This is a genomic window from Herbidospora yilanensis (assembly GCF_001570565.1).
Lineage (GTDB): Bacteria > Actinomycetota > Actinomycetes > Streptosporangiales > Streptosporangiaceae > Herbidospora > Herbidospora yilanensis.
Map to the genome: position 1 here is coordinate 48,873 of NZ_BBXE01000039.1, position 15,321 is coordinate 64,193.

The window sequence follows — 15,321 nt, forward strand, 5'->3', positions numbered from 1 at the left end:
CCTCAGGCGGCGGGACGTATCTCCACGACCGGGCAGGCGGGCCATGCCCGCGCCAGCCGCAGGGCTTCGTCGAGGTCGGCGACCTCGATCTCGGCGTAGCCGCTGAAGGTTTCCGGGCCGTCGCCGACCGTCCCGTCGATGATCGCCTCAGACCGTACAGTAGTGGCGGTATGGGGGTGCTTCAGGCTAGTCCAATGGGTGATCTTGTCGGCGTTCTCGGCTAACCACCGTCCGACGGCCTCGAAGGCGATGTCCTGTTCGGCCTCGTACGACTCGGTTTCGAAGAACATCAGGACGTACTTCACGGCGATCCTCCCTGGCGATGGCGTTCATCAGGAAGACGATCGGAAACCGGGCTTATACGACATGAGCGAAGATTTCCGAGACTCGGTCGATCTCCGCCTCGGTCGTCCAGCGGCCGAGGGAGAACCGGATCGCGGACAGGGCACGGGCGCGGTCGAGGCCCATGGCCGTGAGTACCGCGGACGGTTCGGGGTCGCCGGTGTGACAGGCCGATCCGGTCGCGGCGGCCAAGCCAGGCAAGTCGGCGAGCAGGTCACGGGCGATGATCCCGGGAAGGCTGACGTTCAGCGTGCCGGGCAGGCGATGGTCGGGATGGCCGTTCAGCCGGACCCCGCCGGGCCAACCGGCGTCGAGCCGGTCGAAGAGGCGGTCGCGCAGTCTGCCGATCCGGGCGGCTTCGACGGCCAGACCCTCTCCCGCCAGGCGGGCGGCCTCGCCGAGGGCGACGGCGAAGGCGACGTTCTCGGTTCCGGACCGGCGGCCCGCCTCCTGACCCCCTCCGGGGATCAGCGGTTGGAGGGTGACGCCGTGGCGGACGTACAGGGCGCCGACGCCCTTGGGCGCGTAGAACTTGTGCCCGGCGACGGTGAGCAGGTCGACGCCCAGGTCGGAGACCGAGACGGGGATCTTGCCGACCGCTTGGGCGGCGTCGGTGTGGAACAACGCGCCGTGCTCGTGCGCGATCGAGGCGAGTTCCGCGACGGGCTGGATCGTGCCGGTCTCGCCGTTGGCGAGCATCACCGACACCAGCCGGGTCGCCGGGGTGAGCACCCGGTGCAACTCGGCCGGGTCGACGCGGCCGAATCGGTCGACGGACAGCAGGGTGACCCGGATGCCCGTCCGTTCGAGGGCGGCGCAGGTGCGGAGCACCGCCGGGTGTTCGCTCACCTGAGTGATCAGATGATCGCCGGGAGCCAGGGCGGGGCCGCGCAGGGCGAGGACGTCGGACTCCGAGCCGCCGCCGGTGAAGACGATCTCGCCGGGTTCCGCGCCGATCAGCGCCGCCACCAAGGCCCGCGCCTCGCCGAGGGCCTCGCGGGGCTCCTCGGCGTAGACGCCCGTGGTCGACGGGTTGCCGAAGTGGAGGTCGAGGTACGGCCGGGCCGCCTCCGCCACCCGCGGGTCGACCGGGGTGGTGGCGTTGTGGTCGAGGTAGACGACGTCGTCGCGGAGACCCGGTGGTCTCATGAGGCGACCGGCAGTCCCTCGGCGTGCCACTGCGGCCATCCGTCGGCGAGCAGGCGCGCCTCGAATCCGTTGGCGCGCAGCAGCCGGACGGCCTCGGGCGCCATCACGCAGAACCGGCCGCGGCAGTAGGCCACGATCAGGCTCTCCTTCGGGAGTTCGGCCAGGCGGGCGGCGAGCTGGTCGTGCGGGATGGACAACGCTCCGGCGATGTGGCCGGCGGCGTACTCCTCGGCCGGGCGCACGTCGACCACGACGACCTCACCGCGGGCGATCAGCTCGGCCAGATCTCCCCGTCCGACCGGCTGTAGTGCGGAGACGTCGCCCAGGTAGTCGCGGGCCGCCTTCTCCGCGTCCGGAAGGGTCTCGGTCGCCATCGCCTTGAGCGACTCGACGAACTCGAGGACGGAGGTGTCGGCCACCCGGTAGAAGATCTTCACTCCGTCGCGCCGGGTCCGCAACAGGCCGGCGTGCTGAAGCACCTTGAGCTGGGCAGAGGTGTTGCTGAGCTTCCAGCCGCAGGAGGTGGCCAGGTCGTCGACGCTGCGTTCGCCCTGGGCCAGGACGTCGATCAGTTCCAGCCGCAGGGGGTTGGCCAGGGCCTTGCCCATACGCGCGAACTGTTCGTAGAGAAGAAGCTTGCGCTCGCGGTCGCTCATCTATAATCCTCCAAATACTTATGGAATATCGTATCAGCCGTCCGGGAGGTAGCACAGTGGACACGAACGTCATCCCGCTTGTGGACGAGGGCCTCGGCAACACGGCTTACCTCACCGCCCTGGGCGACGGGCGCGCGTTAGCGGTGGACGCCTCCCGTGACCTGCGGCAACTCAGGGCCGCCGCCGAACGCCGGGGGCTGAAGATCGCCTACGCCGCCGAGACCCATCTCCACGCCGACTTCCTGTCCGGGGCCCGCCAGCTGGCGGCCGACGACGGGGCGACGATCCTCGCCTCGGCCATGGGCGACCGCGAGTTCCCCCACGTGGGCCTGCACGACGAGGAGGAGGTCGACCTCGGCGGGCTGACGCTGCGCATCCTGACCACCCCGGGACACACCCTGGAGCACATCGTGTACGTGCTCCTCGACGGCGACCGGCCGCTCGGTGTCTTCACCGGGGGTTCCCTGATCGTCGGCTCGGCCGCCCGGACCGACCTCGTCGACCCCGACCGGACGGTCGAACTCGCCCACCTGCAGTACGCCTCGTTGCAGCGCCTGATCACGCTGCCGGACGCCACCCACGTCTGGCCCACCCACGGGGCCGGTTCGTTCTGCTCGGCGCCCCCAGGGGCGGAGCGCACGTCCACGATCGGGACCGAGAAACGCACCAACACCCTGCTGCGTTCGGACGGCCCCGACGCCTTCGCCGCGAACCTGGTCGCCGGGCTCGGCTCGCATCCCTCCTACTTCGCCGACCTGCCCGAGGTGAACCGCAGGGGGCCGGTCGTAGTCGGCGAACGGCCGTCATTGCAGCCGGTCGGCCCTGAGGAGGTGGCGCGCGCGGGTGGCGTCGTGGTCGACGTCCGGCCGGTGCTCGACTTCGCGCGCGGGCACGTGCCGGGTTCGGTGTCGAATCCGCTGCGCGGGCAGTTCGCCACGTGGCTGGGCTGGACCGTGCCCGCCGGTACGCCGGTGGCGTTCGTGCGCAATCCGGCGCAGGACCCCGACGAGATCGTGTGGCAGGCGCTCAAGGTCGGCTACGACGCCGTCCTCGGCGAGCTGACCGACGAGTGGAGGGCGGTCGCCGAGAGCGTCGAGGTGATCGGCCCCGCCGAAGTGGGCGCCGACCAGGTGATCGACGTGCGCCAGGAGTCGGAGTTCGCGACCGGTCACCTGCCGGGCGCGCGGAACGTGGAACTCGGCGGGATCGAGGCGCTCACGCCGGGCGAGGAGCCTCTCGTGGTGATGTGCGGCCACGGTGAGCGCGCCGCGACGGGGGCTTCCCTGCTCATCCGTCGTGGGCACCGGAAGGTGCGCATCCTGTCGGGCGGGCCCGGCGACTGGTCGCGCCTCACCGGCATGGCGCTGGAGCACGGCCGATGACAGGTGCGCCTCGCCTCGGCCTGCGCGCGAACCTCCCTCAATTCACTCTGCTCGTCGTCGTCAACGCGCTGGTCGGCGGCATGCTCGGTCAGGAACGCACCGTCGTGCCCCTGCTGGCCGAGCAGGTGTTCACCCTCAGCGCCCACACAGCACTTCTGACGTACATCCTGGCCTTCGGTCTTTCGAAGGCGGTCACCAACCTGTTCTCGGGTTCGTTGTGCGACCGTTTCGGCCGCAGGCCGGTTCTGGTCGCGGGCTGGCTGGTCGGGCTGCCGGTGCCGCTGCTGATCATCTGGGCGCCCGGGTGGGAGTGGGTGATCGCGGCGAACGTGCTGCTCGGGATCAACCAGGGGCTCACCTGGTCGGCCACGGTCATCATGAAGATCGACCTGGTCGGCCCCGAACGCCGGGGCCTGGCCATGGGGTTCAACGAGTCGGCTGGCTACCTGGCCGTAGCGGTGACCGCCCTGGTCACCGGCTACCTGGCAGAGCTGTACGGGCTGCGGCCCGCGCCCTTCCTCCTCGGCCTGGCCTACGCGGTGATCGGCCTCGGGCTGTCCGCCGTCTGGGTCCGGGAGACCCGGGGATTCGTGTCACTGGAGGCAAGCGGAACCGACCGGCGCTCGCTCCGGGAGATCTTCGTGACGACCAGCTTCCGCGATCCCTCGTTGTCCTCGGTCAGCCAGGCGGGCCTGGTGAACAACCTGAACGACGGCGTGGCGTGGGGCCTGTTCCCCGTCCTGTTCATGGTCGAGGGGCTGAGCCTCGCCGAGATCGGTGTTCTGACGGCCACGCTCCCCGCCGTGTGGGGGTTGGGCCAGATCGCCGCCGGCGCGTTGTCCGACCGCTGGGGGCGGAAACGCCTGATCACCGGCGGGATGTTGCTCCAGGGGGCGGCGCTGGCGTGGATCGCCGCCGCGGACGACTTCGCGCCCTGGGCGGTCGCCGCCGCCCTGGTCGGAGCGGGCACCGCCATGGTCTACCCCACGTTGCTGGCGGCCGTGGCCGACGTCGCGCACCCGTCGTGGCGGGCCCGCGCCGTGGGGGTCTATCGGTGGTGGCGCGACTTCGGATTCGCGGTGGGCGCGGTCGCCGCCGGGCTGCTCGCCGACTCCTTCGGCGTGCGCGTCGCGGTGGTCGTCACCGCCGCGGTGACCGTAATGTCCGGCCTGGTGGTGGCCGTACGGATGCGGGAGACACGGCCGGGTCCAGGCGCGGTCAAAGCTTCGCTTTAGATTCATATAGCTGGGTGTTAGGCTTGAAAAATCTATAGCTGGCTCTGCGCCGTGCAGGAGGCGTCATGACCGACCCCGTAGAGACCGTTCCCCGCCGTTCGCTTCTCCTGGGCGCCGCCCTGGCGGGCGGCGGGCTGCTCACCGGCGCGTGCACGAACGCGAACGCCGGTGCGGGCGCTTCCGGAGGCGCTCCGGCACCCGCGTCCGCGAAGTTCGACCCGCGTGACTGGACGTCGGTGCGGGCGCAGTTCCCGCTGACCCCGAACCTGGCGCACTTCTCGGCGTTCATGTTGTCCTCCCATCCGGCCCCGGTGACCGCCGCGATCACCAAGTTCCGGCAGGGACTGGACGCCAACCCGATCGAGTTCGGCATGGGCATGGCCGACTTCGAGTTCAGCTCCCAGGCCCGCCAGGCGCTGGCCAAGTACATCGGCACCCAGCCCAACGAGATCGCGCTCACCGACAGCGCGACCATGGGCATCGGCCTGCTCTACGGGGGGCTGGCGCTCAAGGAGGGCGACGAGATCCTCACCACCTCCCACGAGTTCTACTCCACCTATGAGGCGGTGCGGCTGCGGGCGACGGCCACCGGCGCGAAGGTGCGCACCATCCGGCTCTACGACGACCCCGCCCAGGCGAAGGCCGACCAGATGGTCGCGCGGGTGAAGGCCGCGATCACCTCGAAGACGCGGGTGCTGGCGATGACCTGGGTGCACTCGATCACCGGCGTGAAGATCCCGGTCAAGCAGATCGCCGCCCTGCTCGCGACCGTCAACGCCGGCCGGAGGGAGCCCGACCGGGTGCTGCTGTGCGTCGACGGCGTGCACGGCTTCGCCGCCGAGGCCGCCACCATGAAGGACCTGGGCGCCGACTTCTTCGTCACCTCGACGCACAAGTGGCTGTTCGGACCGCGCGGCACGGGCTTCGTCTGGGGCACCCCGGCGGCGTGGCGGCGGCACCGGCAGATCATCCCGAGCTTCTCGATGCCGGCCTTCCAGGGCTGGTTCACCGGCCAGCCTCCGGGCGGCGCACCCGGCGACCTGGCCACGCCGGGCGGCTACCACACCTTCGAGCACCGGTGGGCGCTGCCCGCCGCCGTGGAGTTCCACACGGCGATCGGTCCCGCGCGGGTGGCCGAGCAGATCAAAACCCAGAGCGAGCAGCTCAAGGCCGGGCTCGCGGGCCTGCGGCACGTGCGCCTGGTCACGCCCCGGTCGGCCGAGGTGTCGGCGGGCGTCATCTGCTGCGCGGTCGAGGGCATGCACCCGGAGGCCGTGGTGGAGCGCCTGGTCAAGGAGCACCAGGTCGCGGCGGCGGCGACACCGTACCGGGAGACCTATGTGCGGTTCGGGCCGAGCATGGTGACCACGTCGCAGGAGGTCGACAAGGCCGTGCGCGCGATGGCGGCGCTGGCCTGAGACGCGAAGGGAACCGGCCGGGCCCCTGGGCGCCCGGCCGGTTCCGTCTTTCCGGGGTCAGACGTTGATGGTCCGGTCGGCCCACATCGTCCAGGTGGCCAGTTCCTTCATCGAGGAGCGGTGGGTGCCGTTCGCGACGTTCGCCTCGTTGATGCCGCGGGCGTCCAGGCAGGTGCCGCAGGAGCCGATCTCGGCGTTCTTGGTGACCAGGCCGCGGATCATGTTGCCCACGTTGTAGTAGCCGTCAGGGGTCTTCTGCCCGGCCATCACCGCGGAGACGGCGTCGCCGAACATGAAGACCTTGACCTCGTTACCGTCGTCCTCCAGCATCTGCCGGGCCCACCGGATGCCGTTGTAGGTGCGCTCGCTGCCGTAGGGGGCGTCGTGCAGGACGAAAAGAATCCTCATCGCTTGCTCCTCCAGAAGGATCGAATCGCGGACGGCACCACGCCGCCCGAACGCTCGGAGGCCGCCCCGAGGCGCCCCCGGAAAATCTTCGAGATCCGGTCCACGGCGATGACGAGGATCACCACCGAGGCCATGAGCGTGGCCAGTTCCTGGTAGCGGAACAGGTGCAGCGCGATGCCGAGGGCCTGGCCGATGCCGCCCGCCCCGACGAAGCCGATGACCACGGAGCTACGGATGTTGCACTCCCACTGGTAGAGGATCTGGGAGGCGATCACCGCACGCGCCTGCGGCACGATGCCGAGCAGGGCCGTGGTGAGCCGGGAGCCGCCCGTCAGCCGCATCGCCTCCACCGGGCCGGGGTCGACGGCCTCCAACTGCTCGGAGCAGAGTTTGGCCAGCACCCCCGCCGAGTGCAGGGCGATCGCGTAGACGCCCGCCGCCGGGCCGAGCCCGACCGTCGCGACGAACAACAACGCCCACAGGAGTTCGTGGACGCTGCGCAGGGTGGTCGCGACGGTCCGCGCGCCGGCCGACAGCCAGCGCGGGGCCTGCACGTTCCCGGCCATCAGCACCGCGAGCGGAAGGCCGATCAGGACGCCGAGCAGCAGCGCCGCCACCGAGATCTGGATGGTCTCCACGGCCGCCGTGGCGACCCGGCCGAGCAGGTCGGCGTCCAGGTCCGGCGGGAACAGGCCGCCGACGATCTGGACGGCGCCCTCCCGGCCCTCGATCAGGGAGCCGAGACCGATGCCGGTGCCCGCGACGGACCAGCCGATGACGACCAGTGCGACGAGCGTGAGCACGACGCGGGGAGCACGCCGCGGCGCGGGTGGCAGGGCCGTCGTCACGCGTTCCTGCTGCAGTGTCATGACCTCAGCTCCGCCGGTCCGCCGTAGATCTGCTCCAGCCGCCGGGCGTCGGGCGGGTCTCCGTCGTGGACGACCAGACCGTCGCGCAACGCCACGACGCGGTCGAACCGGCGGGCGACGTCGAGGTCGTGGGTGGTGGCGATGAGCGTGGCGCCGCTGCCGTCCAGATGGTCGAGGGCGACCGCCGCGCGTACCGGGTCGAGACCTGAGGTGCACTCGTCGGCGAGCAGCAGGCCAGGTGCGGTGAACAGGGCGCGGGCCAGTGCGACGCGCTGCCTCTCCCCGCCGGACAGGCGCTCGACGCGGGTGCGCAGTAACGGGGTGATGTCGTGGATGGCGGCCAGCTCGGCCAGCCGGGCGGCGAACCGCGCCGGCACCCCTCCGGCGAGCACCACGGCCCAGTCGGCCGGCCGCCAGGCGTGCGCGACCCCGGCCAGGATGTTGGTACGCGCGGTGAGCCCGACGATCAGGTCGTCGCGCTGGCGTACACATCCGATGCGGCGGCGCAGCCGGGTGACCTCGGCGCGGCGTCCGAACGGGTCGGCGCCGTCGATCGCGACCTCCCCCTCCGAAGGGCGCACGGCGCCGATGATGACGCGGAGCAGGGTCGTCTTGCCCGCGCCCGATGGACCGAGCAGCGCGACCCGCTCCCCCGGCCCGACCTTGAGATGCACACCGGACAGGACGGTGCGACCGGCGAAGGCCACCGTGACCCCGCCGACGTGCACCTCCATCGCCTGTACGGTCATGGCTGTCCTTGCTTGGGGGTCAGCAGCCCGAGGCCGGCGGCCTGTTCGCGTACCTCGTCGTAGTCCGCGGCGGTGACGGGGGCGTACTTCTTGGCCCTCATCAGGTCGAGCAGTTCCGGCTGGTCGATCGCGAGGAAGGCGTCGGTGACGGCCGTGCGCGCCGCCTCGGGCAGATCGGGATGGGCCACCCACGGGTAACCCATGACCTCGCGCGTCTCGATCACCTGCAGCGCACCCTTCTCGACGCTGCCCTGCTTCTCCAGGCGGTGCAGGATGCGCAACTCGATGCCGCCCGCGTCGACGTCGCCCTTCGCGACGGCCTGCGCGGTGGCGTCGTGGCCGCCGGTGAAGGTGACCGCCTTGAGCGGCGGGCAGGCCATCATGTCGCCGGTGTCGCAGCGGGCCCCCGCCTGGGTGATCATGATCCGGGGGTAGAGGCTGCCGGAGGTGGAGCTGATGTCGCCGAAGGCGAAGGTGCCGCCGCCCGCGACGACGTCCTTGGTGGTCTTGTACGGCGACCCGGCCTTCACCACCACGGCCGAGAGGTATTCGGGCGTCCCGGTCTCCTGGTCGACCTCGGTGACCAGAGGCACGATCTTCGTCTGCGCCTCGGCCTGGACGTAGGTCAGCCCGCCCAGGTAGGCGACGTCGAGCTTCCCGGCGGACAGGGCGGCTACCACGCCGGCGTAGTTGGTGGCCACGAACAGCTCCACCTCGGTGCCGAGCTTGCTTGCGAGGTAGGCGCGGAAGGGTTCGTACTGGGCGCGCTGCTTCTCCGGGGAGATGTTGGGCACCACGCCCACCCGCAGCTTTGCCGGGATCCCGGCGGCCAGGTGGGCGGTGTGCCCGCCGGTGCCGCAGCCGACGGCGGCCAGCAGCAGGACGGTGACGGCGGCGAGCAGTCTCCTGGTCATCGTCCCTCCCCGCCGGGCAGGACGAACGGCGCGACCGGGGCGAGCTCGACGCCGAGCGTGCTGGCGCCGATCAGCTCCTTGCCGGTGCGGTTGTTGATGGGCATGAACAGGCCCGCCTGCACGTCGCGCCAGATGCGCTCATAAGCCGAGCCGCGCCGGTAGGCGGCCCCGCCGACGACGTCGATCAACCGGTTGACCACGGCCGCGGCGTTGTTGGTGCAGACGTTCTTGACCAGCGCGCAGCGGGCCAGTCCTTCCTGTACGGGTAACTGGGCGACCAGCGCACCGCTCATGACGTCGGCGGCGTGCCGCTGGAGCATGGCCCTGCTGGTCTCGATGGCGATCTCGGCGTCGGCGATCGCGTCCTGGGTCCGGCTGTCACGCTCCAGGCCGTTGCGGCGGGCCAGGTCGACGGCCCAGTCGAGGGCGGCCACGGCGAGGCCTGTGTAGACCGCGCCGAAGCTGGGCGTGGTCCACGAAAGGATCATGTCGAGCACCTGGACGTCGAAGTGGCCGACCGGGATCGACTGCAGCACGGCCATGTCGGGCACGAACAGTCCGTCGAACACGATGTCGTCACTGCGGGTGGCCCGCATGCCGAGGGTGTCCCAGGTCGGCTCGATCGTCACGCCCGGGGTGCTCGGGTCGACCATCACGATCAGCACCTTCGGCCCGTCGGGGGCCTCGTCCCAGCGGGCGGTCGCGGCCCACATGGTGGCGATGGCGCTGTTGGTGCCGAAGGTCTTGCGGCCGTGCAGTTGGAAACCGCCGGGCACCTTGGTGGCCCTGGTCTTGGCGTCCATGAACAGGGCGGGGATGCCGGGCTCGCTGGCGATGGCGGCCAGCACGAGGCCGTCCTGACCGGCGATGCGCAGGACCTGCTCCAACGGGGGCGCTCCGGTACGCCGCCAGGTGTGCGCCCACGATCCGAGGGGGGCGGCGTGCATGGCGTACGACAGGGCGGTGGCGCCGTCGGCGGTGGCGAGGCGTTCCAGCACCCGCAGCAGCTCGCCCTGGCCGGCGCCGAGCCCGCCCAGTTCTTCCGGCACGGTGAGGCGGAGCAGCCCGCCCGCCCGCAGGTCGTCGTAGTTGTCGGCGGGGAAGGTGTTGTCCCGGTCGTGCCGGGCCGCGCGCTCGCTCAGGGCCGGCAGGACCTTGTCGGCCAGAGCGAGGAACGACTGTTCGCGTTCCGTCAGGAGCTGACGCATGGTTGATATCTCCTCGAGACTCGATGAGATGGCCGGACGCGACGGCGGGTGCCGCCGCCCGGGTCATGGACGGTTCGTGAGCGCGTCGTCTCTGACGTGCCGCGGCAGGAGGAACAGACCGGCGAGGCCGGAGAACAGGGCGAGTGCGGTGAGCGCGCCCGCGGCGGTCGTGAAAGCGTCGGGACCGGCTTGGGCGATGCCGCCGATCACGGCGACGCCGAGCAGGGAGGCCGCTTGACGGGCGGTGTTGAGCACGCCCGAGGCGGCGGGCACCAGATCAGGGGCCAGCCGTCTGATGGCCTCGGTGCTGGCCGGCGCCATCACGAGACCGACGCCCAGGCCAGCCACCGCGAGCGCGGCGACGGCCGGACCCGAGGTGAAAAGGGCGAAGCCCGACGCGCCGACGCCGAGGGCGACCATGCCGGCGGCCATGATCGGCCCGCCGCCGATCCGGTCGCTGAGCCATCCGGCGACCGGTGACACCAGCCCGGCCGCCACCGCCATGGGCAGCAGCGCCAGCCCCGTGTCGATCGCGTCGCCGCCGAGTTCTCCCTGGACCCGTACCGAGACCAGGAGCATCAGGCCCGCCAGGACGCCGAACTGGGCGGCGCCGAGCCATCCGGCGACCAGGAACGCGCGGTCGCGGAACACCCGGGGCGGCATCAGAGGATCGGGGTGGCGGCGTTGCCGCGCGGTGAACACGGCGATCAGCACGGCGGCGGGCACCAGCCACGGCAGCCGGCCCGGTCCGAGCAGCGCGTAGGACGTGGTGGCCAGCCCCACGCCGATCAGCACGACGCCACCCCAGTCGAGCCGCCCCCGGGAGGCCGTGACGCCCGGCGGCACCCAGCGCCGGGCCAGCACCACCGCGGCCAGGCACACCGGCACGTTCACCAGGAAGACCCAGCGCCAGCCCCAGGTCGTGACGACCAGACCGCCGCCGACGGGACCGAGTACGGCGGCCAGCGCCATCGTCGCGCTCACCAGGCCGAGCGCGGCGCCGCGCCGTTCGGCGGGGAAGACGGTGGCGATCAGGGTGAGCGCCTGCGGCACGATCATCGCCCCGCCGACCCCCTGCGCCACCCGCGCGGCGACCAGCTGCGGCAACGAGGCGGCCAGCCCCCCGGCCAGCGACGCCAGGGCGAACACGACAAGGCCCGCGATCAGCAGACGCCGCGGGCCGTGCACACCACCGAGCCGCCCGGCGGTGATGAGCAGGGCGGCGTACGCGATGACGAATCCGTTGAAGACCCACAGGACGTCGTCGAGCCCGGCGCCGAAGGAGACGGTCAAGGCGGGGACCATCACCTGGACGACGGTCGAGTCGATCATGACGACGAACGCGGACAGGCAGAGAACGGCGACCGAACCGGCGACTCCGGCCGACTGGACGGATTCCTCTCGGGTGGACATGCGCACTCCCGGGGCACAGGATCGGTCGAATTCCCACACTTACTTTAGAATTATATAGTCATATTCTCCGGCGCCTCCGACGCTGTCAAGGCCCCCGTAAGGAGGCCTTGCATCACGTACGGAGCCGCCTCCATCTGGAAATCCATCAGCGGATGAAGCCGCCGCACCGTGCCCTCCAAAGCGAGCAGGCAGAGCAGCGGAAACACGAATTCCGGCTCCGCGAAAACGGCGTGGCTCCGCTGCAGGTCGAACAGCCTGACCGCGAAGGGGCCCAGCTCGAAGTCCTGCGCGACCGCACCTGAGCTGCGGTTCACCAGATCGGCGACCTCGCGCTGAAATCCGGCCACATCGGCACCATCGGCAACTCCCCGCGCACTGGCCAGCAGAATGCGCGCGCAAGATTCGCCGTCGCCTTTGATCATTCCGCCGAAGAATCGCGTGAAGCTGGTCCGCGCCATTTCACTGAGCGGGAACATGAATCCGGCGTCGAGCACGACGACCTCGCCGCCGGCGCGGATGTAGGCGTTTCCCTGGTGCAGGTCGACGTGGATGAATCCGCGTACGAAAAGCATGTGGTAAACCGCGCGGACCAGGGTTGTCACGCCGCGTTCCACCGCTGCCCGGTCGCCCGGCTCCTTCGTCAGCCCTTCGACGAACGTCATCGTGATGACGCCGCCGGCGGTCAGCTCGTCCACCGCCTCCGGGACGATCACGCCCGCCACGTCCGCGAGATCGGCGCGCAGCCGGTGGAGATGCCGGGTCTCCCGGTCGAAGTCGAGCTGGCCGCGCAACGCCTCGCCCAGCTGGCCGACGATGTCGGTCAGCGGCAGCCGGGCCAGACGGGGTATCCGGGCGGCGAAGCGGGCCAGTCCGCCGACGACGGCGGTGTCGGCGGCGAACACGCGGGCCACCCCCGGCCGCCTGACCTTGACCGCGAGGTCGCGGCCCTGCCAGGTCATCCGGTAGACGCACGCGATCGAGCCGCTCGCGATCGGCGGACGCGCCAGCGCCGCGAGCATCTCGTCGGGAGGCCGCGCGAAGGACCGCCGGGCGGTCAGCAGCGCGTCCTTCGCGGACATGGGCGCCACGTGGTCGTGCAGCCGGCCCAGCTCCGCGGCCAGGGTCTCCCCCACGACGTCGACCCGGGTCGCCAGCAGTTGCCCGGCCTTGAGGAAGGCACCGCCGAGCCGTTCGAGCAGGCGGGCCACCTCCGCGGCCGGCGCCGCCCGCCGCCGGGTCACCAGGGCCACCACCGCCATCCGGCCCAGCGCGATCACCAGGTGGACGGCCACCTGGACGACGCGGAGGGCCACGGTCATCGCCGTGCCCCCGCCCCGGCAAGCGCGATCTCGACCGCCTCGCGCAGCGACTCGGGGGTGCCGTCGAAGTCGTCGCAGGCCAGCGGAACGGCCGGCCCGCTCCGGGTGAAGTCGGTCCGGTGCCCGCTGTCGAGCCGGGACACCCGGACACGGCGGGGCAGCCAGTCCTCGGCGCGATCGCCGAGTTCCAGCGCCTGCCAGCGGCGGACCGCCTCCCCTCGCTGCTCGACCACGCGGTCGACGACCACGCCGGTGCCGGGCACGAAGCACTCCCGCACCGCCAGGCCGTTCAAGCGAGCCGGTCCCCGGTACACGCGGGTGCCCGCGCCCGGCTCGCCGTCGTGGGAGAGCTGGAGCACGGGATGGGGCCAGGCCATCAGGTCGATGTAGCCGATGTCGGTGAGCGGAAGGCAGTCGAAGGCCAGGCGGTCGACGACCTGGATCGGCTTGCGCATGGTCGGCAGGAAGGTGCTGATCCGGCAGTCGCCGGGCTCGCGGTCCTCCTCCATCCACACGTAGGTGCCGAACAACACGTCGGGTTTGATCACGAAGATCGCGGTCACCGCCGTCTCCGGAGCGGCGGAGAAGCGGCGCGCGAACAGGTACCGCATCGGGTTGGCCCCGATGGCGGCCTCGACACCGAAGGCATAGGACACGAGCCGGCCCGCGCGGAAATTCGCCCGAGCCGGCCCGGCAACACGCACGTCATCCATCGCTAAGGGTGCCTACGCGAGCAGTCGTGCCAGCTCGGCGGGGATCACCGCGCTGGCGATCGGGACGTGGTGCAGGAGGTTCCCGATCTCGATGTCGGCGGCCAGGAGCTCACCGACCTGACGACCTTCGCTGTCGTACAGCGCGTAGTGCTTGTTCGTTCGCGACACGTCCCCGATCGGGGGGACCATCGCGACCCGCGACTCCAGACGGACCACCTGGTCGCCCGTGTCGACGGTCGTGCCGAGCTGCTCTACCTCGAACCGAGGATAGATCATGGTGATACAGTCCTTGATGGGCATCGGTGTCCCATCGTCCGGGGTCGGACTCGGCTTGACCCGCGCCCCTTCCGACTTGCCAGGCGTGTTCGACACCTTGACCTGGCCGAAGAGCTCGCTGTGCCCCGTCACCTGAAGCGACAGGAACTGGGCCGTGATCGTGGCGCTGGCCCAGTTCAGCTCGCCGGCGGCGTGCGGGTCGTGGCGACGGTAGATCGCCATGCCGTGGAGGTCGACGATGTCCTCACCGAGACCGTCGATGCGCACGTGGATGCGCTCGCGGACGATGAACGTCTCCAGAGCCGACGGCGTCAGCGTGTAAGGGCGGATGGGGTAGAGGTTCCCCGGCCCTCCCCACGCTGAGTCGTGGCCCCGGACGACCTCCGCCGGAGAGAGGGACGCGGGGTCGATGTCCGCCGCGACCCCCCTCTCCAGGAGTTGTCTGAGGATTCCCTGTGGTTCGCTCACAGTTCAACCTTTCGAGTGAGAGCGATGGTGGTGGCCCTGCGCCGCCCTCGTCAGTCGTCGAGGGAGGACATCAGGGCGTCGAGCGAATCGATGACATGCGCGAAGTCCACGGTCCGCTCGCGGAGGCGGGTCTTGTCGACCGTCTGGTCGCCGAGCTCCACCGCGAGCACCTCGATCAGCCGGTCGAGGTTGTTGTAGGCGACGCTCACCGGGAAGTGGGCCAGCGGCGTCTCGTGCCGGGGGTCGGCGGGCGGGCCGCCCGACTCCAGCAGTCCCGTCGATCCGCTCTGCTCCCGCCAGGCCCGCTCCACCGTCACGTCGTACTGGTGGAAGGTCCCGTAGTAGTGCGGCTTCCAGCGTTCGCGGAGCTCGTTGGCGCTGATGCGCCGTTCGAGGTAGTCCACCGCGGCGGGGACGAACACCTCGCGGTACTCCTTCAGCAGAGGACCGACGTCCGGCGATGTCGTCGGCAACGGACTGTCAGCGATGGTCATGTCGTCTCCCAACCAGGGCTCGGAAGGTCTGAACGTCGATCCTCAGTTGAGTGCTTTAAATTCATATAGTCAAGGCGATCGAATGCTGAAGAGTTCCAATGAACAAACCAGCCTTTGAATACCCTGATCAGGGCCTCTACCTGGAGAAACCTTCCGGAACCCGGTTGACGACGCGCCTGTCAATATCGTTAGTTACTTCGTGGAGGCGTTGGGTGCCTGGTGGCCCTCCCGGTCTACAAAACCGATGGGGCGGCGGTCGACGTCGCCGGCGGGTTCGATTCCCGTTCGCCTCCGCTTTCGCTCCACCG

General features: G+C 70.6%; 16 protein-coding genes and 1 tRNA gene. 4 read left to right on the forward strand and 13 right to left on the reverse strand.

Translation table 11 applies throughout. The features are described from left to right. Positions 1-2: 2 nt before the first annotated feature. Genes AW273_RS30095 through AW273_RS30105 form a run of 3 tightly spaced genes read right to left on the reverse strand, consistent with a single transcriptional unit; the run spans position 3 to position 2,147 of the window. Positions 3-305: a YciI family protein gene (locus tag AW273_RS30095; RefSeq protein WP_062355477.1), complete on the reverse strand. Its 303-nt coding sequence runs from the start codon at positions 303-305 to the stop codon at positions 3-5. Between the two features lie 52 nt (positions 306-357). Then, positions 358-1,491 carry a cysteine desulfurase family protein gene (locus AW273_RS30100; RefSeq protein WP_062355480.1) on the reverse strand — a complete coding sequence of 378 codons (1,134 nt, stop codon included), beginning with the start codon at positions 1,489-1,491 and terminating at the stop codon, positions 358-360. Then, entirely contained in the window at positions 1,488-2,147 is a 660-nt protein-coding gene (locus AW273_RS30105) for an ArsR/SmtB family transcription factor (RefSeq protein ID WP_062355483.1), read from the reverse strand. Before AW273_RS30105 ends, AW273_RS30100 begins: the two co-directional genes overlap by 4 nt. A 56-nt stretch (positions 2,148-2,203) precedes the next feature. On the opposite strand from AW273_RS30105, the gene AW273_RS30110 reads away from it, so the two are divergent. The 3 genes from AW273_RS30110 to AW273_RS30120 all read left to right on the forward strand — a co-directional run bounded on the left by AW273_RS30110 (position 2,204) and on the right by AW273_RS30120 (position 6,182). Next, positions 2,204-3,529, forward strand: a complete 1,326-nt coding sequence (locus tag AW273_RS30110) for an MBL fold metallo-hydrolase (protein WP_232327672.1) — start codon at positions 2,204-2,206, stop codon at positions 3,527-3,529. After that, entirely contained in the window at positions 3,526-4,764 is a 1,239-nt protein-coding gene (locus AW273_RS30115; RefSeq protein WP_062355489.1) for an MFS transporter, read from the forward strand. The genes AW273_RS30110 and AW273_RS30115 overlap by 4 nt, the downstream gene beginning before the upstream one ends. Positions 4,765-4,829: 65 nt before the next feature. Continuing rightward, positions 4,830-6,182 carry an aminotransferase class V-fold PLP-dependent enzyme gene (locus tag AW273_RS30120; protein ID WP_062355492.1) on the forward strand — a complete coding sequence of 451 codons (1,353 nt, stop codon included), beginning with the start codon at positions 4,830-4,832 and terminating at the stop codon, positions 6,180-6,182. Between the two features lie 57 nt (positions 6,183-6,239). On the opposite strand, the gene AW273_RS30125 is transcribed toward AW273_RS30120, so the two are convergent. From AW273_RS30125 to AW273_RS30170, 10 genes are all read right to left on the reverse strand, one after another. After that, complete coding sequence (locus AW273_RS30125; RefSeq protein ID WP_062355493.1) at positions 6,240-6,590, reverse strand: DsrE/DsrF/TusD sulfur relay family protein; 351 nt, start codon at positions 6,588-6,590, stop codon at positions 6,240-6,242. After that, a complete protein-coding gene (gene phnE / locus AW273_RS30130; RefSeq protein WP_062355495.1) occupies positions 6,587-7,459 on the reverse strand; it encodes a phosphonate ABC transporter, permease protein PhnE in 873 nt (290 codons plus the stop codon). The genes AW273_RS30125 and phnE overlap by 4 nt, the downstream gene beginning before the upstream one ends. Beyond that, positions 7,456-8,208 (reverse strand): ATP-binding cassette domain-containing protein, encoded by a 753-nt coding sequence (locus tag AW273_RS30135; RefSeq protein WP_062355497.1) that lies wholly within the window; start codon positions 8,206-8,208, stop codon positions 7,456-7,458. Before AW273_RS30135 ends, phnE begins: the two co-directional genes overlap by 4 nt. After that, positions 8,205-9,122 carry a phosphate/phosphite/phosphonate ABC transporter substrate-binding protein gene (phnD, locus tag AW273_RS30140; RefSeq protein ID WP_062355500.1) on the reverse strand — a complete coding sequence of 306 codons (918 nt, stop codon included), beginning with the start codon at positions 9,120-9,122 and terminating at the stop codon, positions 8,205-8,207. The genes AW273_RS30135 and phnD overlap by 4 nt, the downstream gene beginning before the upstream one ends. Continuing rightward, the gene (locus tag AW273_RS30145) at positions 9,119-10,330 is read right to left on the reverse strand and encodes an acyl-CoA dehydrogenase family protein (RefSeq protein ID WP_062355503.1); all 1,212 of its coding nucleotides are present in this window, start codon (positions 10,328-10,330) and stop codon (positions 9,119-9,121) included. Before AW273_RS30145 ends, phnD begins: the two co-directional genes overlap by 4 nt. Before the next feature lie 63 nt (positions 10,331-10,393). Continuing rightward, positions 10,394-11,743, reverse strand: coding sequence for an MFS transporter (locus tag AW273_RS30150; RefSeq protein WP_062355506.1), 1,350 nt, complete (start codon positions 11,741-11,743; stop codon positions 10,394-10,396). Between the two features lie 50 nt (positions 11,744-11,793). Further along, complete coding sequence (locus tag AW273_RS30155) at positions 11,794-13,062, reverse strand: ABC1 kinase family protein (protein ID WP_062355509.1); 1,269 nt, start codon at positions 13,060-13,062, stop codon at positions 11,794-11,796. Then, the gene (locus AW273_RS30160; protein WP_062355512.1) at positions 13,059-13,718 is read right to left on the reverse strand and encodes a hypothetical protein; all 660 of its coding nucleotides are present in this window, start codon (positions 13,716-13,718) and stop codon (positions 13,059-13,061) included. The genes AW273_RS30155 and AW273_RS30160 overlap by 4 nt, the downstream gene beginning before the upstream one ends. Before the next feature lie 69 nt (positions 13,719-13,787). Next, complete coding sequence (locus tag AW273_RS30165; RefSeq protein ID WP_062355515.1) at positions 13,788-14,519, reverse strand: DUF6073 family protein; 732 nt, start codon at positions 14,517-14,519, stop codon at positions 13,788-13,790. 50 nt (positions 14,520-14,569) lie between these two features. Continuing rightward, positions 14,570-15,013 carry a hypothetical protein gene (locus AW273_RS30170; RefSeq protein WP_062355518.1) on the reverse strand — a complete coding sequence of 148 codons (444 nt, stop codon included), beginning with the start codon at positions 15,011-15,013 and terminating at the stop codon, positions 14,570-14,572. Between the two features lie 201 nt (positions 15,014-15,214). Between AW273_RS30170 and AW273_RS37575 the strand changes: the two genes are divergently transcribed. Continuing rightward, positions 15,215-15,308 (forward strand) — tRNA-OTHER (locus AW273_RS37575). Positions 15,309-15,321 lie beyond the last annotated feature (13 nt).

Excerpts from the sequence above, each read along its gene's own strand:
- AW273_RS30155 (WP_062355509.1), bottom strand. The coding sequence starts at position 13,062 with ATGACCGTGGCCCTCCGCGTCGTCCAGGTGGCCGTCCACCTGGTGATC.
- AW273_RS30145 (WP_062355503.1), bottom strand. The coding sequence starts at position 10,330 with ATGCGTCAGCTCCTGACGGAACGCGAACAGTCGTTCCTCGCTCTGGCC.
- phnD (WP_062355500.1), bottom strand. The coding sequence starts at position 9,122 with ATGACCAGGAGACTGCTCGCCGCCGTCACCGTCCTGCTGCTGGCCGCC.
- AW273_RS30115 (WP_062355489.1), top strand. The coding sequence starts at position 3,526 with ATGACAGGTGCGCCTCGCCTCGGCCTGCGCGCGAACCTCCCTCAATTC.
- AW273_RS30150 (WP_062355506.1), bottom strand. The coding sequence starts at position 11,743 with ATGTCCACCCGAGAGGAATCCGTCCAGTCGGCCGGAGTCGCCGGTTCG.
- AW273_RS30125 (WP_062355493.1), bottom strand. The coding sequence starts at position 6,590 with ATGAGGATTCTTTTCGTCCTGCACGACGCCCCCTACGGCAGCGAGCGC.
- AW273_RS30120 (WP_062355492.1), top strand. The coding sequence starts at position 4,830 with ATGACCGACCCCGTAGAGACCGTTCCCCGCCGTTCGCTTCTCCTGGGC.
- AW273_RS30100 (WP_062355480.1), bottom strand. The coding sequence starts at position 1,491 with ATGAGACCACCGGGTCTCCGCGACGACGTCGTCTACCTCGACCACAAC.
- AW273_RS30135 (WP_062355497.1), bottom strand. The coding sequence starts at position 8,208 with ATGACCGTACAGGCGATGGAGGTGCACGTCGGCGGGGTCACGGTGGCC.
- AW273_RS30105 (WP_062355483.1), bottom strand. The coding sequence starts at position 2,147 with ATGAGCGACCGCGAGCGCAAGCTTCTTCTCTACGAACAGTTCGCGCGT.
- phnE (WP_062355495.1), bottom strand. The coding sequence starts at position 7,459 with ATGACACTGCAGCAGGAACGCGTGACGACGGCCCTGCCACCCGCGCCG.
- AW273_RS30170 (WP_062355518.1), bottom strand. The coding sequence starts at position 15,013 with ATGACCATCGCTGACAGTCCGTTGCCGACGACATCGCCGGACGTCGGT.